Raw genomic sequence first — 24,930 nt, 5'->3', positions numbered from 1 at the left:
GCTTAACCCAGTTAAACTCTTTCTCTACTCGATTAATTGTATTTTAATACCCACCCCCGGCCTCGGCCATATGCCGAAATACATAGATGGCCGGGGCCGAGGCAGACGCCATGTTAGACAGGTCTGCGAAGCAGGGAATATTCAAGCGCATCCGGCTTGTGATCGTGGATCCACAGCCGATCGTTCTGCACGGGCTGAAGTCGATCCTCGGGGCACAGCAGGACTTCGACGTTGTCGCATCATGTCGCGATGGGACCAGCGGTCTCGAAGCCATTCGGAATTTGGTACCCGACGCCGCTCTTCTTGCTGACACCCTGCCAGATCTGCCGGCATCCGAGATCCTCGCTATTGGGCAAGCTGAGAATCTTTTCACGAGACTGGTGTTCTTTACAGAGTCCGAATCCGACCGGGATCTCATCGCAGCACTTGCTGCTGGCGCCTGCGGCGTAATTTCGAAGTGCGCGTCCCCCGCTGCTATGCTGCGACAACTGAGATTGATGACGAAGCGCAGTGTGTCGTCCCAGCAGTTCGATCTTTCGCCAACCGGCAAGGGAGCCGACGGCGGCGACAAAACTGAAAAGATGCTGGAGCAATTGACGCACCGGGAACGTCAAATTGTACGACTGGTATCAGAAGGAATGTCGAACAAGGAGATCGCACGCCAGCTGAACGTTTCGCCAGGGACGGTCAAAATACACCTGTACCACATATTTCAGAAGCTTGAGATCACCAACAGAACTGTGCTCGCGACCCTCGCGTTGCTGCGACACCCCTCCGGCTTCGGCACGCTCGTGCTGGCGTTTCTGGCGTTCACAATTGCGGACGACCTCAAGGCGTCGGAAGCGAACGACACCGTTCCGGATGACAACGGAATTGGCCACGCGGGAGAGCACGCCGAATATGAGCTCTGGAAGAAAGCCCGGCACCTCATCGTCGGGGAATCCGGCGAGACGCCGCCCACCCAGAAGGACTTTCTTGCCAAGCTGAGCCAGGTCACAAACCCGGCGGCGGCCATGGAGGTGCTGCGCGCGGCTGAGCACTCTGCAGGCTCGAAGCCGTGGAAAGACCACGGTCCGGTTGGATCGAGCACGCCCAATCTTCCTGCGCCTTTCCCGAGAGGTACCAGCGACCCGCAGCTTGGTGACCCGACCGCGGAACATCACATCTCGCGGCCTGCCAATCAGGCATTGATTCCCGCAGGATTTGGCACCTTCGCCACGCTCGCCGGTGCGCTGATCTACGCACTGAACGATTCCGCTCTTGCGGCGCAGCCGCACCACGCGGATCACGCGTCGATTGACAGCTTCGTGGTCGATGCCGGTGAGAATGCGACCACAAAACTGGCCGCGATCACCAATGCTGAGGTCAATCACGTCGACAATTCAGCCTCGGGTTTCCCTTCGCACGCTTCCCGCCAGCCTTCCGCGGTGGTCTCCACTGGAAACGAAAGCGTCGCTCCCGAAGGCGCTCGGAGCCAAATGAGTCATGGCGCCGAGGGTGACACCGTCCAAAAACCCGTTGGCTTGGAGCACGCTGGTGACGATGGCAGTATCGCCGGATATAGCCGCGATCAACTGATGGGCAGCAACGTTGATGAAAACGTTGTTTATCGCTCCCCGGCCCATTCCAATTCGACCTCTTCCTACTCTGCCTTCAATTTCGCATCTGGGTCGAGCAGGATCAATCTTGCGGCTTTCGGAGCGCTCACATGGCTGCATATGACGGCAGCAGGCAAGTCTATACCGCCACATACCCTCGCCTGGATCTACAACTCCGCAAGCAATGAAACGATCGTCTATGTGAATCCGACCGATCGTGTTCTTGATATCGGGGATCGCGGCCTGCTGGAAGTCCATCTGCAGGGGATCGTATCGATTGCGGAGTCGGATTTCGTCGACCAGCGAGATGGCGCGGTTGTCGCTATCACCTTGGAGAAGCTCCAGGAGGCGCTGACATCGGCGACCGCAATCGATGGGACTGTTCTGAGCACGGACAATGGCCATCCCAGCATCGGAGGGAGCGGGAGCACACTCGCGACGGCCGGCGTTTGGACCATTCCGGCCGACGATGGCTTGGGGTTCCATTTCGGGCAGGCTCGAACCGGCTCGGGGCAGGCGACGAGATTCAGAACTTTCACGAGCGATTCGGCGGCGGCAACGGAAGAGAGCGATGGTGCGTCTGCCGTGTCGCCTCGGGGATCATCAATCGTGCCTGCTCCTGGCGCGACGGCTGTGGCAGTTGAAAGCCTCACATTGAAGAGTGAGCCGATCAATGCGGGCACCGGCATTTCATCGACCACGCCAAACGTCGAACCGAGCGTCGCAACGCCCGCTAGCGCGGACCGCGGTCCCTCGCAGCACGCTTCGGAGCCTGGGTCTGCAAAGGCGGCAGCCACGGAGCCGACTGAAGCCGACATCAAACCGGGCAATGGCGCCGAGCACGACGCCCCGGCTTCGGACTCTGCGCGAAAGTCCACGAAGACGGCAGAATCAGGCGGCGTGGAGCACGGCAAATCCGGGCACTCAAGCTCTGCAAACGCACCGGCAGCCGAGATTGTCGAACCGAGCGTCGCAACGGCCGCTGACGCGGGCCGCGGTAACGCGCAGCATACTTCGGAGCCCGGGTCTGCAAAGGCGCCGGCCACGGAGCCGACTAAAGCCGGCGTCAAGCCGGGCAACGGCGTCGGCAATAACGCCGAGCATCACGCTCCGGCTTCGGATGCTGCGCCACGGTCCACGAAGACGGCAGAATCAGGCGGCGTGGAGCACGACAAATCCGGGCACTCGAGCTCTGCAAACGCGCCTGAAGCAGCCGACATTGTCGAGCCAGGCGTCGTAACGACCGGCAGCGCGGGCCGCGGTAATTCGCAGCATGCTTCGGAGCCAGGATCTGCAAAGGCGGCAGCCACCGAGTCGAGTGAAGCCGGCGTCAAACCGGGTAACGGCGTCGGCAATGGCGCCGAGCATCACGCTCCGGCTTCGCACTCTGCGCGAGAGTCCGCGAAGACGGCCGAACCAGGCGGCGTGGAGCACGGAAACTCCGCGCACTCAACTTCTGCAAACGCACCGGAAGCAGTCGACATTGTCGAGCCGGGCGTCGTAACGACCGGCAGCGCGGGCCGCGGTAATTCGCAGCATGCTTCGGAGCCAGGATCTGCAAAGGCGGCAGCCACGGAGCCGACTGAAGCCGGCGTCAAACCGGGCAACGGCGTCGGCAATGGCGCCGAGCATCACGCTCCCGCTTCGGACAAGTCCGGGAAGACGGCAGAACCAGGCGGCGTGGAGCACGGAAACCTCGGGCACTCAAGCTCTGCAAACGCACCGGAAGCAGTCGACATTGTCGAGCCGGGCGTCGCAACGACCGGCAGCGCGGCCCACGGTAACGCGCAACACGCTTCGGAGCCGGGGTCTGCAAAGGCGGCAGCCACCGAGCCGACTGAAGCCGGCGTCAAACCGGGCAACGGCGTCGAGCATCACGCTCCGGCTTCGGACTCTGCGCGAGAGTCCGCGAAGACGGCAGAACCAGCCGGCGTGGAACATGGAAACTCCGGGCACTCAAGCTCTGCAAACGCACCGGAAGCAGTCGACATTGTCGAGCCGGGCGTCGCAACGGCCGGCAGCGCGGCCCACGGTAACGCGCAACACGCTTCGGAGCCAGGGTCTGCAAAGGCGGCAGCCACCGAGCCGACCGAAGCTGGCGTCAAGCCGGGCAACGGCAATGGCGCCGAGCATGACGCTTCGGCCTCGGAGATTGCGCAAGCGTCGACGAACACGGCAGAACCAGGCGGCGCGGAACATGGAAACTCCGGGCACTCTACCTCTGCAAACGCACCGGAAGCAGCCGACATTGTCGAGCCGGGCGTCGGCAGTACGGGTCGCGGTAATTCGCAGCACGCGTCGGAGCCAGGGTCTGTAACGGCGCCAGCCACAGAGTTGATTGAAGCAGGCTTTATAACGGGCAACGGCGTCAGCAATGGCGCCGAGCATCACGCTCAGGCTTCGGATGCTGCGCCAGGGGCAGCGAAGACGGCGGAATCAGACGGCGTGGAACATGGCAACTCCGGGCACTCCACCTCTGCAAGCACAGCGGTAGCAGCCGATATTGTGGAGCCGGACGTCGCAGCCGGCGGCAACGCCGGAAGTGGTAACTCGCAGCACGCTGCGGAGCCGGGGTCCGCAAAGGCGGTCGCTACGGAGTCGGCTGAAGCTGATTTCATACCGGGCAACAATGACAATGATCAACACGCTCCGGCGCTGGACGCTGCGGCGGCAGTGACGACAGCAGAGCCTACCGTCGTGGAACACGGCAAATCGGGGCACGATTTACACGCGAGCTCTGCAGACGCGCCGGAAGCAGCTGACGTCGTCGAACCGAGCGTCGCAACCGGCGGCAACGCCCAGCAGGCTGCGCAATCTGCTGCGATCGCACCAGAGGCCGCACAGCCGGCTAAAGCTGCATCCGAGACGGGCGGCGCAGATAACGAGCTGGTGTTCCGCTTCGATAGCGGGACAGCTCCCCCCACGCTCGTCGCGGCAGTTGAGCTCAAACTGCCTAACAATCCGATCAATCCGCCTGGTCTGCTCGATCAGCGAGAGGGCCTCGAGGTGATCCTCAGCCTCGTCCCTCCTGGACTGGACGAACAACACGCGGCCAACCACGGCAATAGCGGTCCACATCATTCCGTTGTACCTGCGCATCATGATTTGCTGATCTGAAGCATTGCATTCGGGGCGCGAGGCCCAGTATTGCACCCGCGATCTGAGAGAGCCCATCTACAAGTCCTTGCGTTGCCCGTCGGGCAAAACACCCACCCGACGGGTCAATCCGCACAGCCACAAATATTCCACTTTACCGAAATTCGGAAATGGCGTATGTGTCGCGTCAACCCGGCCCAAGGAAGAGGGCGTATCGCGATCGTCACGAACGCGGGCCGGGCGGCGGTGGACGTGGGTCACATCGGCGCGAAGTGCTTCGCAGGGCGGGCAACCGTGAGTGAAAACGTCGCGCGCACGACCGGTGGGATCTGCGTACGGCAAAATCGTGTGGTCCTGACGCCCGGGGTCTGTGCGTCAAGGCTCGTGGTGATGCGTGTGGCTCAACCGGGCCCTCGTGTCAGTCATCCGCGAGACGACGGGGGCAATAGTGCATCGCTCCCCGGGGAGATCACGACATAAGCCGTAAAGCCACTGCGCAGGGAAGGCCGGATGTCCTGGCTACACCTGTATGCCACTGTGCAGATTTTCTATCTGCAACCTCGCACAGTGGACCGCGGGTGCCAGCCGGCACCCGGTCTTCCCTGCGCCCTCTTTCAATTGAGGGCAGGCGGACGAAGCAAAGCTCGGGCGAAAAGATGCCGCGGGAGCGCGAAGGTGTGTCTCTTGCTGAAAGCAAAATACCAATGTCACCACACGCGCAAATCGTCGACCGTCACCCTGAGGTGCTCTTCATGGGCGCAGCGCGCCCACGAAGAGCCTCGAAGGGCGACGCCGAGCTGCATCGGGGCCGTGCATCCTTCGAGGCTCCGCTTGCGCTGCTTCGCAACGCAAGCTTCGCACCTCAGGATGACGGCATCAGCAGCTCGAAATGATGGATTGGATGCGCCTGTGCTCACCAATAACAGGCATACCCCAGACATGAGAAAGCGCCCGTGGGGGGCGGGCGCTTTCTGTAGTCGACTTGGGGTTGGGGTCGTCTACATATCCACACGGCGACTTTGGGGGGCTGGTAAAGAGCCGCGTGAATTCCTGAAACTCATATCTCCTTAGCGAACGAGGGACGCGTTCGAGCTGGTGATAACAACCGGCTTGCCGGCCTTGATGACGCGGGCCGTCTGGGTCAGACCATCATCCGAACCCGTGCGTGCCGTGATGCCGAAGCCTGCCACCGCGATCCCTGCGACGAGGGCCACGACCACGATCTTCAAGTGGGTCGAGCGATCTGCGCTGTAAATCGAGTGGTTCATGGAAGGCTCCTGCCGCCATCTACCCGAAGTAGTCGCCGCCCTGTTCAGGCAGGTTCATGCTTCCGGTGCCCAACAACCTAGTATTGGGGGGATTCGTTCCCAAGGGGCGATCACAAGAGCGTGACACGACGTGAAAGATCGCGATCAAAGGCGACCCTTGATCGTGCAATTTTGTAATTATTTCAACGCCGTAATGTGCTTCTAGGGCGCCTTGTCAGCATTTGGTCGACAAGGCACCAGGAACTCAAAAACTATTTGCCTGTGGCCGAAAAACACACGGCTTCTTAAGGCAAATCAGACGCTTCCGACCGTTTTCAATCTCGCCCTGGGATGGATTTCGGCCTGTGACAACACGGTCGTCTGGGCCCGGAACCGCTCGACCAGAGAGCGCACGAAGGGACGAATTGCCGCAGAGGTGACCAGCACCGGTGCTTCGCCTTCCCGTGCGGCGCGCTCGAAGGCCTCGCGCACGGCGGTCATGAACTCCGACAGTTTCGAGGGCTGCATCGCGAGGCTGCGCTCCTCGCCCTGGCCGATGATGGATTCGGCAAAGGCCTGCTCCCAGCGCGCCGACAGCGCGATCAGCGGCAGATAGCCGTTGTAGGAGGTGTTTTGCGCGCAGATCTGCCGTGCCAGCCGGGCGCGGACGTGCTCGACCATGGTCGCGGGATTGCGCGAGAAGGCGAGCGAGTCCGCGATGCCTTCGAGGATGGTCGAGAGGTCGCGGATCGAGATGCGCTCGGCGAGCAGGAGTTGCAGCACGCGCTGGATGCCGGAAACCGTGACCTGTCCGGGGACGATGTCCTTGACCAGCTCGCCCTGCTCCTTCGGTAGCTCCTTGAGCAGCTTCTGCACCTCGCCATAGGAGAGCAGGTCCGACATGTTGGCCTTGAGCAGCTCGGTGAGGTGGGTCGAGAGCACGGTCGCGGCGTCGACGACGGTGTAGCCCTTGAGCGAGGCCTCTTCCTTGAGGCTGGCATCGACCCAGGTCGCGGGCAGGCCGAAGGTCGGCTCGGTGGTGTGGATGCCGGGCACCTGCACCTGGCTGCCGCCGGGGTCCATGACCATGAACTGGTTCGGCCAGATCTTGCCGGTGCCGGCGTCGACCTCCTTGATCTTGATGATGTAGGTGTTGGCCTCGAGCTGGACGTTGTCGAGAATGCGCACCGCCGGCATCACAAAACCCATCTCGATCGCGAGCGAGCGGCGGAGCGCCTTGATCTGCTCGGTGAGGCGGTCGGTACCGTCGGGGCCGTTGACGAGCGGCAGCAGCGCGTAGCCGAGCTCGATCTTGAGGTCGTCGATCTTCAGAGCCGCCGAGATGGGCTCTTCGGCCGCGGCGGCGCCCGGGGCACCCGGCGTTCCCGCAGCAGGTGCGGTCTTGGCAATTTCGTCAGCCCTTGCCGTCGCCCGGTTGCGGTTGCGGGCGTGCCAGGCGAGCGCGCCGGCGCCGGCGCCGAGCGCCAGGAAGGGGATGGTCGGAATGCCCGGCAGCGCCGCCAGCACCAGCATGACCGCCGCGGACATCGCGAGCGCCTGCGGATAGCCGGAGAACTGCTTCATCAGCGCCTTGTCGGCGGCGCCGGAGACGCCGGCCTTGGAGACGAGCAGGCCGGCCGCGGTCGAGACGATCAGCGCCGGCACCTGGGTGACGAGGCCGTCACCGACGGTCAGCAGCGTGTAGCTGCGCCCGGCGTCGGCGAAGGAGAGGCCTTGCTGCGCCACGCCGATGATCATGCCGCCGACGACGTTGATGAAGACGATCAAAAGGCCGGCGATGGCGTCGCCGCGGACGAATTTGGAGGCACCGTCCATGGCGCCGAAGAAACCGCTTTCGTCCTCCAGCTCCTTGCGCCGGTGCTTGGCGACCTTCTCGTCGATCAGGCCGGCGGAGAGGTCGGCGTCGATCGCCATCTGCTTGCCGGGCATGGCGTCGAGGTGGAAGCGCGCGGCGACTTCGGCGATGCGGCCCGAACCCTTGGTGATGACGACGAAATTGACGATGATCAGGATGGCGAAGACGATGATGCCGATGACGAAATTGCCGCCCATCACGAAGCTGCCGAAGGCTTCGATGACGTGCCCGGCGGCATCCGTGCCCTCGTGCCCGTGCGACAGGATCAGGCGGGTCGAGGCCATGTTGAGCGACAGCCGCAGCATGGTCGAGATCAGGAGGACGGTCGGGAAGGCGGAGAATTCCAGCGGCGCCTGGATGAACAGCGAGGTCATCAGGATCAGGATCGAGAGCGTGATCGAGATCGCCAGGAACAGGTCCAGCACGATCGCCGGCAGCGGCAGGATCAGCACCACCAGGATGGTGAGGACGCCGAGCGCCAGCGCGATATCGCCGCGCCTGAGGATGTTGCCGACCTCGGCAAGGGTGGGGAAGCCGGCGTTCGTGCTGCCTACGCCCTGTCCCGCGGTGACGTCGACCATGGTAGCTGCTCCCCCGCGCGGCTGACGTCCGCGCGCCCCAATTGTCTGCGCGGCGGCCGGAGGGCCGCCGTTCCGAAAGTGAGGCACCGCACTGGCGTCCACGGGGGGACCTCCCGTTCTACGCGGCTGACGACACTCGACTTCACCCGGCAATTCTTGCCGGGTGTATGGTTAGCAAAGGGTTAACGGAGGGTGCGGCAGGAGGTCAGACCGGGGTATTTGGGCCACGGATGTCATTCCGGGCTCGCGCTGCGCGCCCCGGAATGACCGTTGAGGGGAGGTCGGCCTACTTCGCCTTCTCCATCTTCGTCACCGTGTACCCTGAGGCCACCTCCTCGGCCTCGAAGGTCACCTTGTCGCCGACCTTCACCTGTTTGAGCCAAGCGGGGTCCTTGACGCGGTAGACCATGGTCATGGGCTCGTCCATGCCGAGGCTCTTGGCGGGGCCGTGCTTGAGCGTGATCTTGCCGGCGCTCTCGTCGATCTTCTTGACCTCGCCGCTGATCGAGGCTGCCTGCGCCGTGCCGGCGGCGAAGGTCAGGCCGAGCGTCAACGCGAGCGCGGCCGTGATGCGGGTGATCGATTTACTGATCGATTTCATGGCTCTCTCCATTGCTTCAGTTCACAGTGACGTGGCCGACCATGCCGTAGTCGCGATGGCCGGGGATCAGGCAGGAAAATTCGAACGTGCCGGCCTTGGTGAACTTCCAGAGGACCTCGGCCGTCTTGCTCGGTGCGAGGCGCACGCCGTTGGGTTCGTCGTGCTCCATGTGCGGATGCTTCTTCATCACCTCGGCATGCGCGAGGTTCTCCTTCGTGGTGGCAAGCAGGAATTCATGGTCCTCCTTGCCGACATTGCGCAGCACGAAGCGGATCTGCTCGCCGCGTTTGACCTCGATCTTGGCGGGGGCGTAGTCCATCTCGTTCAACAGGATCTCGATGGTGCGCGCGGGCTGCTTGGGATTGCCGGGCTCGCCGGCCGAAAAGCTGCCGTGATCATGCTTGTCGTGGCCAAGGGCCGGTGCGATTGAAAGCGCAGCCAGCGCGAGTGCGAGTTTGATTGTCGTCTTCATCTTGTTCTCCAGTTGGTGGTTCATCGAACCGCTCACATCTTCATCTTGTGGGCGGGCGTGGCGGGCTGCCGCACCGGTCCCGCATCGGGTGCCTCGACCTCGTAAGCGACGGTGCCTTGCGGGAATTTGTAGGGGCCGGGATCGCGATAATCGTCGCGCGCGAGGTCCTCGCGGATCTTCATTACCGTGAACATGCCGCCCATCTCGATCGGGCCGAACTGGCCGGTGCCAGTCATCATCGGCAGCGTGTTGTCGGGCGCGGGCATCTCCATGTTGCCCATCGCCATGCCGGAGGAGCCCATCGCCATCGCATCCGGTGCGAGCTTGCCGACGGCTCTGGCGAGGTCCTTGCGCGACACGCCGATCAGATTGCGCACCTCGTGCCCCATCGCGTTCATGGTGTGGTGCGACTTGTGGCAGTGGAACGCCCAGTCGCCGGGATTGTCGGCGAGCACGTCGAACACCCTGACAGCGCCGACCGGCACGTCGGTGGTCGTCTCCGGATATTGCGCGCTCTCGGGAATCCAGCCGCCGTCGGTGCAGGTCACCGCAAAGCTATGGCCGTGCAGATGGATCGGGTGATTGGTCATGCTGAGATTGCCGATGCGCACGCGCACTCTGTCGCCGAGCCGCACCGGCAGCGGATCGATACCCGGAAACACCCGCGAATTCCAGGTCCACATGTTGAAGTCGGTCATCTCGTTGACCTGCGGCAGATAGGTGCCGGGATCGACGCGATAGGTGCTCATCACGAAGACGAAGTCGCGGTCGACGGGCCGGAAGCTTTGATCGCGCGGATGCACGACGACCATGCCCATCATGCCCATCGCCATCTGGACCATCTCATCGGAGTGCGGGTGGTACATGAAGGTCCCGCTCTTCTTCATCTCGAACTCGTAGACGAAGGTCTTGCCGGGCTGGATGTGCGGCTGGGTCAGCCCGCCGACGCCGTCCATGCCGCTCGGAATGATCATGCCGTGCCAGTGCACGGTGGTGTATTCGGGCAATTTGTTGGTGACGAAGATGCGGATCTTGTCACCCTCGACCGCCTCGATGGTCGGTCCCGGCGATTGGCCGTTGTAGCCCCACAGATTGACCTTCATGCCTTCGGCGAACTCGCGCACGACAGGTTCGGCGACGAGATGGAATTCCTTCCAGTCGCCGTTCATGCGGAACGGCAGTGACCAGCCGTTCAGCGTGACCACGGGGCGATAGTCGGGTCCGCTGATGGGGTGCAAAGGCGGCTGCATCACCACCCTGTCCATGTGCGGCGCTTCCGGAATCGACGCGGCCTGGACGCGGCCGCTGATGGCCGATGCGCCGGCAAGCGCGGCGGTGCCCAAAAATCCTCGACGGGAATACATGCTGGCCTCCCTCTCAGTGGCCGCCATCGGCAGGCGCTGCCGCGGCGATGGTGGTTGAATTGTCGCCGCCCGAAGAAGGCGCGCCGCCGCCATTGACGGCGGTCTGCAAGTCGGACTGGGCGAGGAAGAATTTTTGCCTGGCGTCGATCGCGCCGCGCAGTGACGCCAGGCGCTGACGCGCCTCGGTGAGCAGGGCGAAGATGTCGACCTGCATGCTGGAGAAGCGCAGCTGCATCTCCTCGGTGATGATTTTTCGCAAGGGCAGGATCTCGCGCTGGTAGTGGCTGGCGATGTCGTAGGTGGATCGGTACGCGCGATAGGCGTCACGTGCTTCCGAGCGAACGTTCACGGCGCGCTCGGTGAGGCGGTTGAAGGCGAGGCTGTAGGTCTCCGTCGCCTGCCGCACGCGCACCTCGCCGCCGTCGAAGATCGGGATCTGGAACTGGACATCGAAACCACGTTCGCGGAACGGCGCACCTTCCGGATCCTGGGTGCGGCGGGAGATTCCGGCGAGATCGAGCAGCGTCACGAAGCGTGTCGCTTCAGTGAGATTCAACGACTTCGCCAGCGCCGTCAGCTCGAGCCGCGCGATCTGCAAGTCGATGCGATGGGCCACCGCGTCGGCTTCGATCGAGGGCAACGCCTGCGGCCGGCGCGGCAGTGGCGGCAGCTGGTTGGGCAGGCGGAAGTCGAGGCCGTCGTCCCACAGCCCCATCAGGCGCGCCAGTCTTTCGCGGCCGCTCGTCGCCGCCTGCCGAGCGGTCGCGAGGTCGGCGGTGGTCTCGGCATAAAACACCTGCTCGCGCGCCTGGTCGAGCTTGTTGATCGAGCCGGTTTCGCCGAGCTTGACCGCAAGCTGCGCGGTCGATTCCGCCGTAGACTTCGCGTCCGTCAGCAGCACCACCATCTCGTTGCCGGCAACCGCGCCGACATAAGCGCGGCGCACGTCCGCGGCGAGCCGCAGCGTCGCCAGCGCGGCACGCAACTGCGCCTGCCGAAAACGCTCGCGGGCGATGTCGGAGCGGAACGGCAGGGTTGCGAGTGCGAGGATGTCGCCGACCACCTGGCGCTCGATTTCGCTGGCGCCATTGCCCGAGATTCGCGAGATCGAGAACACGGGATTGGGCGGCAGGCTTTGCTCCACCAGGTCGGTCTCGGCCAGCGCCAGCTCGTTGTAGGCGGCCTGCAATCCCTTGTTGTTGAGCAGCGCCATCTGCACGGCGCTCTCGCTGGTCAGCGTGCGCGCCAGCAGCTGGCGAACGCGCGCATCGACCGCGCCGGCTCCCTCGGCCGTCAGCACGAAGGCGACGTCCTTGTTGATGGTCTGGCTGGTCAGCTCCGAGACGGCATTCATGCCGCTGTCGGGTGAAAATGCGGCGCAGCCGGAGAGTCCGAACGCAGTGAGCACGAGCAGGCCCCGCGCAAAATGGTGTGCCATGGCGCGCTCCTACCGGTCTTGCTTCGGCTGCGGCGCGACGGCGTCGTTGCGGTCGCGCCATGGTGCCGGCGTCGCGGGCCGCAGGCCGGTATAGGGCGCGATCGTCGACCGATAGCCGACAGGTGCCACCTTTGCCGCGGGATCGGCGGGATCGGCGCCCGCGACCTGCGTGGTTGCCGGCATGCAGCCGGACAACGCCAGCGCAATCACGGCCAGCAGGGGCCAGTTAAATGAAAAGCGTCGTCCCCGCGCCGCGGATGCGGCCGCGGACTTCGCTCCGGAAAGCGTAAGCATGAGTCATCCCTGATCTGTCGTAGGACCACAGGTTCGCGCGCGCGGATGCGCGTGCGGCCTGACGTCGTCGCGTCAGATCAGGCGATGGGGGGACGGTAGTGCTGGGGCGGCGCCGTGCTATGCAGGCTGGCCACGATCTCGGGCGCGCAGATCGACATCGGCCGGACCGGTGTGGTCAAGCCGGGCAGATCCGCCGGCAGCGCGCTCACGCACATCATCGCGCAGCACGGGCCCACCGTTCCCTTGCCATCGTGATGCGGAGCGGGAGCGTCCTGTGCGGCGGTCTGGTGGTGCGCATGCGGTCCGGCGTGGTCATGCGAGGCGCCGTCATGCACGTGACCGGGCTGCATCTGGTGATGCACGGGCACGAGATCGGCGAGGAGCGCCTCGTCAAGGCACGGTGCGGGACCACTGCCCCAGGCTAGGCTTGCGGCCGGCGCGAGCACGCAGAACAGATAGGCGAGGGCGATGATCCGCCCCACCCTGATCCGCATCGATCGCGTCAATCGCAACAGCATTCTGCCAATAGACTCCTCGCGCGGCAATGTTGCACACGCGGATTGCAAACTAATGGCAAAACGCGCATCCGCCAAGCTCGTTTTACCGCAGTGCACCGCGCATGCCCAATATATCGCCACGCTGCTTGACCGTGTGGCGAGCCGCGGGTCATGGTCCGGCCTGTGCACGCACCAAATCATCCAGGACACATAGCTGATACATTCACCCCTGATTCGCGTCAGGCCTGGATACGGCTCGTCATTGCGCTTCTGATCGGCTCGATCGGCGGCGTCGGCATGTGGGCGATCGTGGTGATGATTCCCGCGGTCCAGGCCGAATTCGCCGCCACGCGCGGCGCGGTGTCGCTGGCCTTCACCCTCATGATGTTCGGCTTCGGGCTCGGCGGCGTGATTGCCGGCAAGATTACCGATCGGTTCGGCATCGTGTCGGCGATGGCGATCAGCATCGCCTTCCTCGGCATTGCGAACACGCTGGCCGGGCTTTCGACCCAGCTCTGGCAGTTCGTGGCGGCCTATTTCCTGATCGGGCTCGGGACGTCGGCGACCTTCGCGCCGCTGATGGCGGAGGCCTCGCACTGGTTCGAGCGCTATCGTGGCCTCGCCGTGACCATCGTCGCCAGCGGCAATTATGTGGCCGGCACGATGTGGCCGCCGCTCGTGAATGGGGGCCTGCAGACGATCGGCTGGCGTTACACTCACATCGGCATCGGCCTTGTTTGCGTGAGCCTGATGACCATCCTGGTGCTGGTCCTGCGCGCGCAGATGGGGAACGACCATATCCGCGATCATGCCAATGCGCCGCCGCCGCGGGTTGATCTCAAGCTGTCGACCAACACGCTGACGGTGCTGCTCTCGATTGCCAGCATTTCCTGCTGCGTCGCCATGGCGATGCCGCAGGTGCACATCGTCGCCTATTGCGGTGATCTCGGCTACGGCGTGGCGCGCGGCGCCGAGATGCTGTCCCTGATGATGGCCTGCGGCATCGTCAGCCGAATCGGCTCGGGCTTCCTCGCCGACAAGATCGGGGGCATCCACACGCTGCTGCTCGGATCGCTGGCGCAGGGCTTTGCGCTGGTGTTCTATCTGTTCTTCGACAGCCTCGCCTCGCTCTATCTGATCTCTGCGATGTTCGGCCTGTTCCAGGGCGGCATCGTGCCGAGCTACGCCATCATCGTGCGCGAGGCGATGCCGGCGGGCGAAGCCGCAACCCGCGTCGGCATCGTGATCTTCGCCTCCGTGTTCGGCATGTCCTTCGGCGGCTGGGTGTCGGGTGTGATCTTCGATGCGACGGGATCTTATGCAGCAGCGTTTGCGAACGGCGTCGCCTGGAACGCCGTCAATATCGGCATTGTCCTGGTGCTGCTGATCCGCTCGCGGATGAATTCGGTCAAGGCCGGACCGGATTTGCAACCTAAACCGCCTGTCCGGCCTTCAGCAGCGAACACCCGGTGATCTTGTAGTTCCCGTCCGCCTGCTGCTCGAGCGTGTAGAGCGCTTCCCAGGCCTCGCCATTGGCGTCGACGATGTGAACATGCTGGGCGATCTGATTGCCTTCGCTCTTGCTCTCGCCAAATTCAAAACTCTTGTGCCGGTAGACCGGCGCGTAGCCGTTTTGCACCATGGCCATGAAGATGTCGGGTGCGGGGAAGATCTCCTTGATCGCGGGGGCGGCATAGGAATATGCGGCGCTCGCATCGTCGCGGACGAAGGCCTGTTCCTGGGCGCGGATGACGCCCTGCGCCGTGGCGACATCGTCGGCACATGCCGGAGCGGCGCTGAGGGCGATCACGAAGGCGACGAGCAAGGCGGCAATGCGCATGACTGGCTCCGCGTTGAAATCCTGGCGGTGCCGATCCTAGCACGCGCCACGGGAAATACGGGCGTGCTATCGCTTCCGTTTCACGGCCGGCTTCGCGGCCTTGGCCGTACGTGCCTTGGCCTTGCCGGCCGGCTGCATCCGCAGCCCGTCGACGAATACGTCGAGCATGCGTAGCACCGAGGATTGCCAGCCGGGTTGGTCGTGCATGTAGCACATCCCAAAAAATGCCCGCAGCAAATCCTCCGGGCTGACATCGCCGCGCATCTCGCCGGCCACGACGGCGCGATCGAGCAGCGAGCCGATCGCCTTGGTCAGCCGGTCCATCGAGAACGCCGCGAGCTCCGATGAACTTTGCACCGCGAGCGCCAGGGCAGCCATCATCCCCTTCTTGGTGGCAACGAATTCGACACCTGAGCGCAGCCAGCGCCTGAGCGCATCGACCGGGTCCTTCGCATTCTTCAAATGCTCGGCAAGCTCGCTGAGCTGCTCGACCTCACGCCGGTATACCGCCTCGAACAGATTCTCGCGGGTCGGAAAGTGCCGGTAGAGCGTGCCGATGCCGACGCCGGCGCGTTTTGCGACAGCTTCAAGACTGGCCTCCGGACCGCCGGCGTTGAACACGACCTTCGCCGCCTCGAGCACGCGCTCGCGATTGCGCACGGCATCGGCGCGGGGCTTTCGAATCTGGTCGGTGTGGTCGTCCATGCCGGTAATCTAGATCACGAATTGGTTAGATTGAACCCTCGCAAGAACCTTTGCAGGGCTGCATCGCGTTGTCTGCCCACGGACTTTTGACGAATTCCAAATATTTTACGGCGGCTCTTGTTAAGCGGAGGGTGCCTCCGTATCTTCGTCGTGTGCTGGCCCGGATTATGTTCGGGCGCACGATATCGACGGCGGCCACGGAGGTGGCGCGCTGCGCGATCACTCATGTCCATATCTGATCGGAGCCTTGTATGAACCACTCCATCAGCCTCACCGTGAACGGTGCGCGGCGCGATTTCGTCCTCGACGATCCGCGCGTCACGCTGCTCGATCTCCTGCGTGAGCGCCTCCATTTGACCGGAACCAAGAAGGGATGCGATCGCGGCCAGTGCGGCGCCTGCACCATTCTCGTCGACGGCAAGCGCATCAATTCCTGCCTCGCGCTCGCCATCAGCCATGATGGCGCCGATATCCTCACCATCGAAGGCGTCGCGCGCGGCGACCAGCTTCACCCCGTCCAGGCCGCCTTCATCGCGCACGATGGATTTCAGTGCGGCTTCTGCACGCCCGGCCAGATCATGAGTGCGATCGGCATGATGCAGGAAGCGCAAGCCGGCAACGACCCCGAGCGCATCCGCGAATGCTTGAGCGGCAATCTCTGCCGCTGCGGCGCCTATGCCGGCATCGTCGATGCCGTGCTCGAGGCGCAGGCCGGCATTGATGAAACCAATCAGAGGCGCTCCGCATGAAACAGTTTGATTACGTCAGGCCCGCCACGGTCGCCGAGGCCGTCGCCGCCGCGGCGCAGCCGGGTGCTGTTTATCTCGCCGCCGGCACCAATCTGCTTGATCTGATGAAGGGCGGCGTCAGCCGTCCGGATCGTCTTGTCGACGTCACGCATCTCGACGGGCTCGATGGAATCGAGCGCCTCGCTGACGGAAGCCTGCGCATTGGCGCGCTGGTCAGCAATGCCGATCTCGCGCATGACGCGGACTTTGCAAAGTCCTATCCCGCCGTTGCTGAGGCGCTGCTCTCCGGCGCGTCGGCGCAACTGCGCAATGCCGCGACCGTCGGCGGCAATCTGTTGCAACGGACGCGCTGCGCGTATTTCTACGACACCGCAAGCCGCTGCAACAAGCGCGAGGCGGGCAGCGGCTGCGATGCGCGCGAGGGCGAGAACCGCACCCATGCCGTGCTCGGCTGGAGCGAGAGCTGCATCGCCACGCATCCATCCGACTTCTGCGTGCCCCTGGTTGCGCTTGATGCCATCGTCGAGATCGAGGGCAGGAACGGTCGCCGTGAAATGGCACTCGACGCGCTGCATCGCCTGCCGGGCAACTCGCCCGAGCGCGACTCCGCACTCGAACCCGGCGACCTCATTGTCGCGGTGCGGCTGCCGCCCGCCGCGCGCGGCTTTGCCGCGCATGCGCGGTACCTCAAGGTCCGCGAGCGGACCTCATACGCCTTCGCTGTCGTTTCGGCTGCCGCTGCGTTGCGGATCGAGAACGGCAAGATTGCGGAAACGCGGCTTGCGCTTGGCGGCATCGCCGCAAAGCCGTGGCGCGCTCGTGTCGCGGAAGATGTGCTCATGGGCGTTACGCCCACGGCGGACGCCTTCCAGGAAGCCGCCTGGCGCGCGCTCACCGACGCAAAGCCGTCCGGCGACAACGCCTTCAAGATCGAGCTCGCACGCCGCATCGTCGTGCGCGCGCTGACCCTTGCCGCCGCCGGCACGCCCGCGCGCATCCCCGCGCTGCCGGCCTCTCCCTTTGCCTCGACGTCCGGAGCCATCCATGTCTGAGCTCAATCTCACCAGCGCGCCTACTCATCTGCGGCATGGCTCGAGCATCGGCCAGCCGCTGACCCGCCGTGACGGCATCCTCAAGGTCAAGGGGCAGGCGACCTATGCCGCCGACAATCATCCGCCCGGTATGCTGTTTGCGGTGATGGCTGTCTCCAGCATTGCGCACGGCCGTGTGACCTCACTCGACGTCGCGGCTGCAAAACGCCATCCCGGCGTCGTCGATGTCATGACGCCCGATCACAAGCCGCGGCTCGCGATCGATCCTGAGATCAAGACCAATCCGTTCGTATTCCGGATGGAGGTGTTGCAGAGCAATGAGGTCCGCTACGCCAACCAGCCAATCGCCGTCGTGATCGCCGAGACGCTGGAGGCGGCGACGGAAGGCGCGGTGCTGCTGGCGCCGCGTTACGAGACGCTGCCTGCGCTGATCGGCCTCGATGCCGGTGAAAGCTATGTGCCGCCGGTCGTCGGGGTCGGCAACCCCACGGAAAATCACCGTGGCGACGTCGAGGCAGGGCTTGCCTCGGCCGGGAAGCAGATCGACTCGATTTATGAAACGCCGCCGCAGTATCACAATGCGATGGAGCCGCATGCGATCGTTGCCGCCTGGAATGGCGACAGCCTCCAGATCGACATGCCGACGCAGGGCCTGATGCTGTCGCTCGGGCGCATCGCCGAGCTGTTCGGCATTGCGCCTGACAAGATCCACATCCGCAGCCCGTTTCTCGGTGGCGGTTTCGGCTCCAAGGGGCTGATGTCGGGCCCGCCGACCCTTGGCATCATGGCGGCCAAGCTGGTCGGCAAGCCGGTCAAGCTGGTGCTGCGCCGGGAGCAGATGTATGGCCCGGTCGGCCATCGCGCGCCGACGCGCCAGCGGCTACGGATCGGCGCCGACGGCGAGGGACGCCTGACTGCGCTCGATCATCACGCGCGGACCGTGTCGAGCACGTTCGACGATTTCTATGAGCCCGCGGCCGATGCCTCGCACACGCTCTATGCGGCGCCTGCGATCCGCACCTCGCACGACGCCGTGCGCGTCAACACCGGCACGCCGCTGTTCATGCGCGCGCCGGGCGAAGCAACCGGCTCGATCGCGCTGGAAAGCGCGATCGACGAGATGGCTTGGACCTGCGGCATCGATCCGCTCGCTTTCCGCCTGAAGAACTACGCCGAGGTCGAGCCGATCACCGGCAAGCCGTTCTCGTCTAAGGCCCTGCGTGCCTGCTACGAGCAGGGCGCGGCGCGCTTCGGCTGGTCGAAGCGTTCGCTCCAGCCGCGGCAGATGCGGGACGATGCCGGCCTTCTGGTCGGCTGGGGCATGGGCACCGCGACCTTCCCGGCGCTGATGTTCCAGGCCGAAGCACGCGCGGTGCTCCGCCGCGATGGTTCCGGCGCGATGGAGATCGGCGCACATGACATGGGGCAGGGCGCCTGGACTGCGCTGGCCCAGATCGCGGCCGACGAACTCGGTCTCGACATCGACCGCGTCGAGTTCAAGGCCGGCTCATCCGACTTGCCGGACGCAGGCATCGCCGGCGGCTCGGCGCACACGGCAACCGCTGGCGCTGCGATCCACAGCGCCGGTGCGGCCGTGATCGCGAAACTCGCCGATCTCGCCACGAACGATGAGCGCTCGCCGCTGTTCGGCGCCGGCAATGCCGGCGTCATCGCGCGCGACGGCAGATTGATCCGCCGCGACGACGAAAGCCGCAGCGAGAGCTACCCCGAGATTCTTGCGCGCGCAGGCGTCGCGGAGGTCGAGGCCCGCGGCACCGGCGCGCCGAACCCCGCGGCGATGGAGGAGTATGCGATGCACGCCCACGGCGCAGTGTTCGCCGAGGTCAAGGTCGATCCCGAGCTCGGCCAGGTCCGTGTCACCCGCATGGTCGGCGCCTTCGCGGCGGGGCGCATCGTCAATCCGCATCTGGTGAAGAGCCAGCTGTTCGGCGGCATGATCTGGGGTATGTCCTTCGCGCTGCATGAGGAGGCCATCACCGATCGGCGCAGCGGCCGGATCATGAACGCCAATCTCGGCGAGTACCATATCCCGGTGAATGCCGACGTGCCGCCGCTTGACGTCATCACGGTCGAGGAGCACGACCCGCATGTGAATGCGCTCGGCATCAAGGGAGTCGGCGAGATCGGAATCACCGGCAGCGCCGGCGCGGTCGCAAATGCTGTCTGGCACGCGACTGGCATTCGGGTGCGTCGTTTCCCGATCAAGATCGAGGAGTTGTTGACGTAGCTCTGAGACAAAAGGCGGGGCGAGATAGTCGCGTTCCGCCGCGTCCTGCTAATGCAGCTTCTTGCGGAGGGCCCTAAGCGCCTCGCGTTGCGTCTCGATGTATTCAGCAATAGCCCTGCGCAGCTCCTGCGAATGGAGCTTGTCGGTGTCGCGCTGTACTTCATCGAGCGCAGCCTCTGCATTGGCGAGCGTGATCTTCATCGGCGAGCCCAGTTACGAAGCGGTGTCGGAATATTTCTCGACTACGGCTCGCAACATATAGCGGTTCGGCACGCGGAAATTGAGATGGCGCAAGCTCCGTAAGACACCGGGGCACTCCGTAGTATCCCGGGTAGCGCGTCAGAACGTCGGCGGCGTGCAGGCCGAGATCACTTCGCACGGTTTGCCGCCGACGCAGCGGAAGCGATGCGGGCGGCGGCTCTCGAAGTAATAGGCATCACCGGGATTGAGGATGCGGCGTTCATCCTCGACGGTGACTTCGAGCTTGCCGGAGATCACGATGCCGCCTTCCTCGCCGTCATGGACCAGGTGCACGCGTCCGGTGTCGCTGCCGGGCTCGTAGCGCTCCTTCAAAATCTGCAGGCTGCGGCCGAACAGATTATCGCCGATCTGGCGATAGGAGATCGGCTTCTTGCCGACCTCGGTGAGTTCTTCCGAACGGTAGAAGATCTTGCGCCGGCTCTCCGGCTCCAGCGCGAAGAACTCGGCGAGCCCCATCGGGATGCCGTCGAGGATGCGCTTGAGCGCGCCGACCGACGGGTTCATCTGGTTGGATTCGATCAGCGAGATCGTCGAATTGGTGACGCCGGCGCGCTTGGCGAGCGCGCGCTGGGACAGCTTCTGGCGCGCCCGGATGAATCGCAGCCGTCCACCGATGTCGACGCTCATGTCCTGGTCCTTGCCCTGATCCCGTGTTGCAGGTGTTGCGGATCGCGCAAATATGGACCGGCTGCCCTAGTAAAATCAATGGCTTGCGGAAACGCAGAAAAGGACTTGTTGCGCTTGCCGAACCGTGCCTCTGCTAGCAGGTCAGCAAAGGAGCGTGGCCCGTGACCCTTCATCAGATTCCGAACACTATCAAGACCGACTCGTTCTGGATGCCGTTCACGGCCAACCGTCAGTTCAAGAAGGCGCCGCGCCTGTTCTCCTCGGCCGAGGGCATGCACTACACCACCGTCGACGGCCGCAAGGTGATCGACGCCTCCGCCGGCCTCTGGTGCGTCAATGCCGGCCACGGCCGCAAGCAGATCGCCGCTGCGGTCGAGCGGCAGCTGATGACGCTGGACTTCGCGCCGTCGTTCCAGATGGGCCACCCGCTGGCGTTCGACTTCGCCGAGCGTCTCGCCGAGATCGCGCCGAAGGGCCTCGACCGCATCTTCTTCACCAATTCCGGCTCCGAATCGGTCGACACCGCGCTGAAGATCGCGCTCGCCTATCACCGCGCCAACGGCCAGGCGAGCCGCACCCGCCTGATCGGCCGCGAGCGCGGCTATCACGGCGTCGGCTTCGGTGGCACCTCGGTCGGCGGCATGGTCGCCAACCGCCGCGCCTTCGCGACCCTGCTGCCGGGCGTTGACCACATCCGGCACACCCATGATCTCTCCCGCAACGCCTTCGCCAAGGATCAGCCCGAGCACGGCGCCGAACTCGCCGACGATCTCGAGCGTCTGGTCGCCCTGCACGGCGCCGAGACCATCGCGGCCGTCATCGTCGAGCCGGTGCCGGGTTCGACCGCGGTGCTGCCGCCGCCGAAGGGCTATCTCCAGCGCCTGCGCGAGATCTGCGACAAGCACGGCATTCTGCTGATCTTCGACGAGGTCATCACCGGCTTCGGCCGCCTCGGTACGCCGTTCGCCGCCAACTTCTTCGGCGTCACGCCCGATATGATGACGACGGCCAAGGGCATCACCAACGGCACCATTCCCTGCGGCGCGGTGTTCGCGAGCCGCAAGGTGCACGACGGCTTGATGGTCGGCCCGGAGAACGCGATGGAGCTGTTCCACGGCTACACTTATTCGGCGCATCCGACAGCCTGCGCCGCGGGTGTCGCCACGCTCGACATCTACAAGGACGAAGGCCTGCTCACACGCGGTGCGTCGATTGCCGAATACTGGCGCGATGCGCTACATTCGCTCAAAGGTCTGCCCAACGTCGTCGACATCCGCAATTGCGGCCTGATGGGCGCGGTCGAGCTGTCGCCGCGTGATGGCACCGTCGGTGCGCGCGGCTACGACGTCATGGTCGACTGCTTCAATCGCGGATTGTACTTCCGCATGAGCGGCGACTCCTTCGCGCTGTCGCCGCCGCTGATCGTCGAGAAGAGCCATATCGACGACATCGTCTCGATCCTCGGCGACGCCATCAAGCGGGTGGCCTGATAATTGCTCTCGCCGTTGCGAGTTGTTTCCTTGCAGCGGCGAGCGTGATGCCGCGGGAGTTTGACCAAGCGTGAAAGTTCTGATCCTCGGCAGCGGTGTCATCGGTGTCACCTCTGCCTACTACCTCGCACGTGCCGGCCACGAAGTGACGGTCGTCGACCGTCAACCCGAACCGGCGCTGGAGACCTCTTTTGCCAATGCCGGCGAAGTCTCGCCGGGCTATTCCTCGCCCTGGGCCGGCCCCGGCGTGCCGGTGAAGGCGATCAAGTGGCTCTTGATGAAGCACGGCCCGCTGGTGATCCGGCCGAAGCTCGATCCCGTGATGTGGGTCTGGCTCTCAAAAATGCTGCGCAACTGCACCAGCGCGCGTTACGCGGTCAACAAGAGCCGGATGATCCCGATCGCGGAATACAGCCGCGATTGTCTGCGCGATCTGCGCCGCGACATCGGCATTCAATATGACGAGCGCTCGCAGGGCACACTCCAGCTGTTCCGCTACCAGGCCCAGCTCGACGGCACCGGCGAAGACGTCGCCGTGCTCAAGCAATACGGCGTGCCCTACGAGACGCTGAGCCGCGAGGGCTGCATCGCGGTCGAACCAGCGCTCGCCGGTGTGAAGGAAAAGTTCGTCGGTGGCCTTCGTCTGCCGCAGGACGAGACCGGCGACTGCCACATGTTTACGCAGGCGCTGGCCAAGCACGCCGAGGCACTCGGCGTGCGCTTCATGTTCAATACCGGCATCGGCCACATCGTCACTGACGGCGCGCGCGTCAGCGGCGTCGCGACCAGTGCCGGCATGTTGCAGGCAGACGCTTACGTCCTCGCGCTCGGAAGCTGGTCGTCGCGCCTCGTTGCGCCGCTCGGCATTTCGCTGCCGGTCTATCCGGTGAAGGGCTATTCGATCACGGTGCCGATCACGGACGCAACAGGCGCGCCCGAATCCACCGTGATGGACGAGAGCTACAAGGTCGCGATCACCCGTCTCGGCAATCGCATCCGCGTCGGCGGCACCGCCGAAATCTCGGGCTTCTCGACAAAACTCTACGACGCGCGCCGCGCCACGCTCGATCACTCCCTGACCGACCTGTTCCCGCGCGGCGGCGATCTGTCCAAAGCGACGTTCTGGAGCGGCCTGCGTCCGATGACGCCTGATGGCCCGCCCGTGATCGGCCCGACGCGGTACGGCAACCTCCACCTCAACACCGGTCACGGTACGCTCGGCTGGACCATGTCCTGCGGCTCCGGCCGCGTGCTCGCGGACATGCTGTCGGGCAAGAAGCCGGATGTCGATGTGAGTGCGCTGACGGTGGACCGGTACGCGCACAGGTTCGGCTAAGACTCCATCCCCTCGTCATTGCGAGCGAAGCGAAGCAATCCAGAATCTTTCCGCGGCGGCAGTCTGGATTGCTTCGCTACGCTCGCAATGACGGCTGCGGAGGCAGCGCGCACTTGCTCTATCACCGTCACCCTGAGGTGCGAGCTGTGCGGCGCAACGCGCCGTGCGGCGAGCCTCGAAGGGCGACGGCCCGGCTCGATCGGGGCCGTGCATCCTTCGAGGCTCGCTGCGCGAGCACCTCAGGATGACGGTCAGGATAGCGTCGCATGGACACAAGAAGGAGCCGGGTGAATGCAAACGGAGCAGTTTCCCGCCGACTACGAGATCTCAGCCGATCCGCACCGCCTGAACGTAGCAGTCATTCACAAATTCCTGGCGGAAGACAGCTATTGGTCGCGCGGGATCCCGCGATCCACCGTCGAGCGCGCGATCGAAAATTCTCTCTGCTTTGGTGTGTACCATGGCGCCGCGCAGATCGGCTTTGCCCGCGTCGTCACGGACAGGTCGACATTCGCGCTGCTTGCCGACGTATTCATCCTCGAAGCGCATCGCGGCAAGGGTCTGTCCAAGGAACTGATGCGTCGTGTCACGGAGCATGAAGACCTCCAGGGTCTCAGGCGTTTCCTGCTGCTGACCTCGGACGCCCATGGCTTGTATAGCCAATTCGGATTCAAGGAGATCGGAAGCCCGTCCCGCTTCATGGAGGTGCTTCGGCCGAACGTCTATCAGTCGGCCTGACGGCCAGCTACCCCGCCCCCGTCACGCAATTCACCCACAGCACGACCGCCTTCGCATCATTCGCCGGATTGGAAAACCGGTGCGGCCTTCTGCTCGCAAATCTAAAACTGTCGCCCGTCTTCAGCGACCACGTCTCGCTGTCCACCGTCAGCATCATCTCGCCTTCGAGCACCAGGCCAGCCTCTTCGCCGTCATGGGTGTAAAGCTCGTCGCCGGTTGAGCCGCCGGGCTCCAGATGCACCAGGAACAGGTTCAGCTTGTTGTCGGCACTGGCCGGGCTGAGCAATTGCTTGGACACGCCGGTGCGCCACAGCTTGAGTTCGGGCCGCTGCAGCCCGCGCGTCACCACTTGGTCGGATGCGCCGTCGGCACTTGGGCTTGCACCGAACAGCGCGGCGATGCCGACGCCGAGCACGTCGGACAGCGTTGCCAGCACGCGCAGCGACGGCGACGACAGTCCGCGCTCGATCTGGCTGAGGAAGCCGATCGACAGCTCCGTGCGCGCCGCGACCGTTTCGAGTGAGAATTGCCTGACACGCCGGAGATCCCTGATGCGGCGGCCGACCGCAACGTCCATCGCCGGCTCGGCCGGCTTGGTGATAGCTTTGGCCTTCGCCCTTTTCACCGGCTTTGCGGCGGCCGGTTTGCGCATTCTTTTGCCACCGCTCACGTCAAACCGCTTCCTTCATGTGCATGAAAACCGCTTGCATCACCTGCGAAAGTGTGACCAAATTTTCATATTGGTGAAAATAGGCCGAAACGGCTTGGCCCGCAACGTCTGATCACGACATCTGCGAGCGCCGCCATCGGCCGGACCCAA

At 64.3% G+C, this 24,930-nt stretch carries 21 protein-coding genes; 8 read left to right on the top strand and 13 right to left on the bottom strand.

Going from position 1 to position 24,930, the window contains the following annotated elements; translation table 11 throughout:
• Window positions 1–110 precede the first annotated feature (110 nt).
• On the top strand, window positions 111–4,715 hold the full coding sequence (locus B5V03_RS16580; RefSeq protein WP_129271386.1) for a LuxR C-terminal-related transcriptional regulator: 4,605 nt from the start codon (window positions 111–113) through the stop codon (window positions 4,713–4,715).
• Between the two features lie 1,046 nt (window positions 4,716–5,761).
• Here the strand turns inward: B5V03_RS16580 and B5V03_RS16570 are convergent.
• The 8 genes from B5V03_RS16570 to B5V03_RS16535 form a co-directional block, all read right to left on the bottom strand.
• Complete coding sequence (locus B5V03_RS16570; RefSeq protein WP_027532768.1) at window positions 5,762–5,962, bottom strand: hypothetical protein; 201 nt, start codon at window positions 5,960–5,962, stop codon at window positions 5,762–5,764.
• 294 nt (window positions 5,963–6,256) lie between these two features.
• Window positions 6,257–8,398, bottom strand: a complete 2,142-nt coding sequence (gene flhA, locus B5V03_RS16565; RefSeq protein ID WP_164988063.1) for a flagellar biosynthesis protein FlhA — start codon at window positions 8,396–8,398, stop codon at window positions 6,257–6,259.
• Between the two features lie 286 nt (window positions 8,399–8,684).
• Entirely contained in the window at window positions 8,685–8,999 is a 315-nt protein-coding gene (locus B5V03_RS16560; RefSeq protein ID WP_164988062.1) for a copper-binding protein, read from the bottom strand.
• A 16-nt stretch (window positions 9,000–9,015) separates the two neighbouring features.
• On the bottom strand, window positions 9,016–9,471 hold the full coding sequence (locus B5V03_RS16555) for a cupredoxin domain-containing protein (RefSeq protein ID WP_164988061.1): 456 nt from the start codon (window positions 9,469–9,471) through the stop codon (window positions 9,016–9,018).
• 32 nt (window positions 9,472–9,503) lie between these two features.
• Window positions 9,504–10,835, bottom strand: a complete 1,332-nt coding sequence (locus B5V03_RS16550) for a copper oxidase (protein WP_129271382.1) — start codon at window positions 10,833–10,835, stop codon at window positions 9,504–9,506.
• A gap of 13 nt (window positions 10,836–10,848) precedes the next feature.
• On the bottom strand, window positions 10,849–12,273 hold the full coding sequence (locus tag B5V03_RS16545; RefSeq protein ID WP_129271381.1) for a TolC family protein: 1,425 nt from the start codon (window positions 12,271–12,273) through the stop codon (window positions 10,849–10,851).
• Between the two features lie 9 nt (window positions 12,274–12,282).
• Window positions 12,283–12,567, bottom strand: a complete 285-nt coding sequence (locus B5V03_RS16540) for a hypothetical protein (RefSeq protein ID WP_129271380.1) — start codon at window positions 12,565–12,567, stop codon at window positions 12,283–12,285.
• Between the two features lie 77 nt (window positions 12,568–12,644).
• Window positions 12,645–13,085 (bottom strand): hypothetical protein, encoded by a 441-nt coding sequence (locus B5V03_RS16535; protein ID WP_129271379.1) that lies wholly within the window; start codon window positions 13,083–13,085, stop codon window positions 12,645–12,647.
• 150 nt (window positions 13,086–13,235) lie between these two features.
• Here B5V03_RS16535 and B5V03_RS16530 point away from each other — a divergent pair, with 150 nt between their 5' ends.
• The gene (locus B5V03_RS16530; RefSeq protein ID WP_129271378.1) at window positions 13,236–14,537 is read left to right on the top strand and encodes an MFS transporter; all 1,302 of its coding nucleotides are present in this window, start codon (window positions 13,236–13,238) and stop codon (window positions 14,535–14,537) included.
• Here the strand turns inward: B5V03_RS16530 and B5V03_RS16525 are convergent.
• Window positions 14,497–14,904, bottom strand: coding sequence for a DUF4864 domain-containing protein (locus B5V03_RS16525; RefSeq protein WP_129271377.1), 408 nt, complete (start codon window positions 14,902–14,904; stop codon window positions 14,497–14,499). The two genes, B5V03_RS16530 and B5V03_RS16525, sit on opposite strands and share 41 nt — an antisense overlap.
• Window positions 14,905–14,970: 66 nt before the next feature.
• Window positions 14,971–15,609 (bottom strand): TetR/AcrR family transcriptional regulator, encoded by a 639-nt coding sequence (locus tag B5V03_RS16520; RefSeq protein ID WP_129271376.1) that lies wholly within the window; start codon window positions 15,607–15,609, stop codon window positions 14,971–14,973.
• Between the two features lie 251 nt (window positions 15,610–15,860).
• On the opposite strand from B5V03_RS16520, the gene B5V03_RS16515 reads away from it, so the two are divergent.
• The 3 genes from B5V03_RS16515 to B5V03_RS16505 are packed head-to-tail and all read left to right on the top strand — an operon-like array spanning window position 15,861 to window position 19,658.
• Window positions 15,861–16,358, top strand: coding sequence for a (2Fe-2S)-binding protein (locus tag B5V03_RS16515; RefSeq protein ID WP_129271375.1), 498 nt, complete (start codon window positions 15,861–15,863; stop codon window positions 16,356–16,358).
• Window positions 16,355–17,410 (top strand): FAD binding domain-containing protein, encoded by a 1,056-nt coding sequence (locus B5V03_RS16510; RefSeq protein WP_129271374.1) that lies wholly within the window; start codon window positions 16,355–16,357, stop codon window positions 17,408–17,410. Before B5V03_RS16515 ends, B5V03_RS16510 begins: the two co-directional genes overlap by 4 nt.
• Window positions 17,403–19,658, top strand: coding sequence for a xanthine dehydrogenase family protein molybdopterin-binding subunit (locus B5V03_RS16505; protein WP_129271373.1), 2,256 nt, complete (start codon window positions 17,403–17,405; stop codon window positions 19,656–19,658). The genes B5V03_RS16510 and B5V03_RS16505 overlap by 8 nt, the downstream gene beginning before the upstream one ends.
• A gap of 48 nt (window positions 19,659–19,706) precedes the next feature.
• Here the strand turns inward: B5V03_RS16505 and B5V03_RS41490 are convergent, their stop codons facing one another.
• The gene (locus B5V03_RS41490; protein ID WP_164988060.1) at window positions 19,707–19,859 is read right to left on the bottom strand and encodes a hypothetical protein; all 153 of its coding nucleotides are present in this window, start codon (window positions 19,857–19,859) and stop codon (window positions 19,707–19,709) included.
• 138 nt (window positions 19,860–19,997) lie between these two features.
• The gene (locus tag B5V03_RS16500; RefSeq protein ID WP_129271372.1) at window positions 19,998–20,546 is read right to left on the bottom strand and encodes a cupin domain-containing protein; all 549 of its coding nucleotides are present in this window, start codon (window positions 20,544–20,546) and stop codon (window positions 19,998–20,000) included.
• Between the two features lie 161 nt (window positions 20,547–20,707).
• Between B5V03_RS16500 and B5V03_RS16495 the strand changes: the two genes are divergently transcribed.
• The 3 genes from B5V03_RS16495 to B5V03_RS16485 all read left to right on the top strand — a co-directional run bounded on the left by B5V03_RS16495 (window position 20,708) and on the right by B5V03_RS16485 (window position 24,110).
• Window positions 20,708–22,036, top strand: a complete 1,329-nt coding sequence (locus B5V03_RS16495; protein ID WP_129271371.1) for an aspartate aminotransferase family protein — start codon at window positions 20,708–20,710, stop codon at window positions 22,034–22,036.
• A gap of 70 nt (window positions 22,037–22,106) precedes the next feature.
• The gene (locus B5V03_RS16490) at window positions 22,107–23,372 is read left to right on the top strand and encodes a D-amino acid dehydrogenase (RefSeq protein WP_129271370.1); all 1,266 of its coding nucleotides are present in this window, start codon (window positions 22,107–22,109) and stop codon (window positions 23,370–23,372) included.
• A 291-nt stretch (window positions 23,373–23,663) separates the two neighbouring features.
• Window positions 23,664–24,110 carry a GNAT family N-acetyltransferase gene (locus B5V03_RS16485; protein WP_129271369.1) on the top strand — a complete coding sequence of 149 codons (447 nt, stop codon included), beginning with the start codon at window positions 23,664–23,666 and terminating at the stop codon, window positions 24,108–24,110.
• Between the two features lie 7 nt (window positions 24,111–24,117).
• On the opposite strand, the gene B5V03_RS16480 is transcribed toward B5V03_RS16485, so the two are convergent.
• Window positions 24,118–24,762 (bottom strand): helix-turn-helix domain-containing protein, encoded by a 645-nt coding sequence (locus tag B5V03_RS16480; protein ID WP_164988059.1) that lies wholly within the window; start codon window positions 24,760–24,762, stop codon window positions 24,118–24,120.
• Window positions 24,763–24,930: the final 168 nt, after the last annotated feature.

It is taken from the genome of Bradyrhizobium betae, from assembly GCF_004123905.1.
Classification (GTDB): Bacteria; Pseudomonadota; Alphaproteobacteria; order Rhizobiales; family Xanthobacteraceae; genus Bradyrhizobium; species Bradyrhizobium betae_A.
This window is presented reverse-complemented; position numbering and strand designations above follow the sequence as displayed.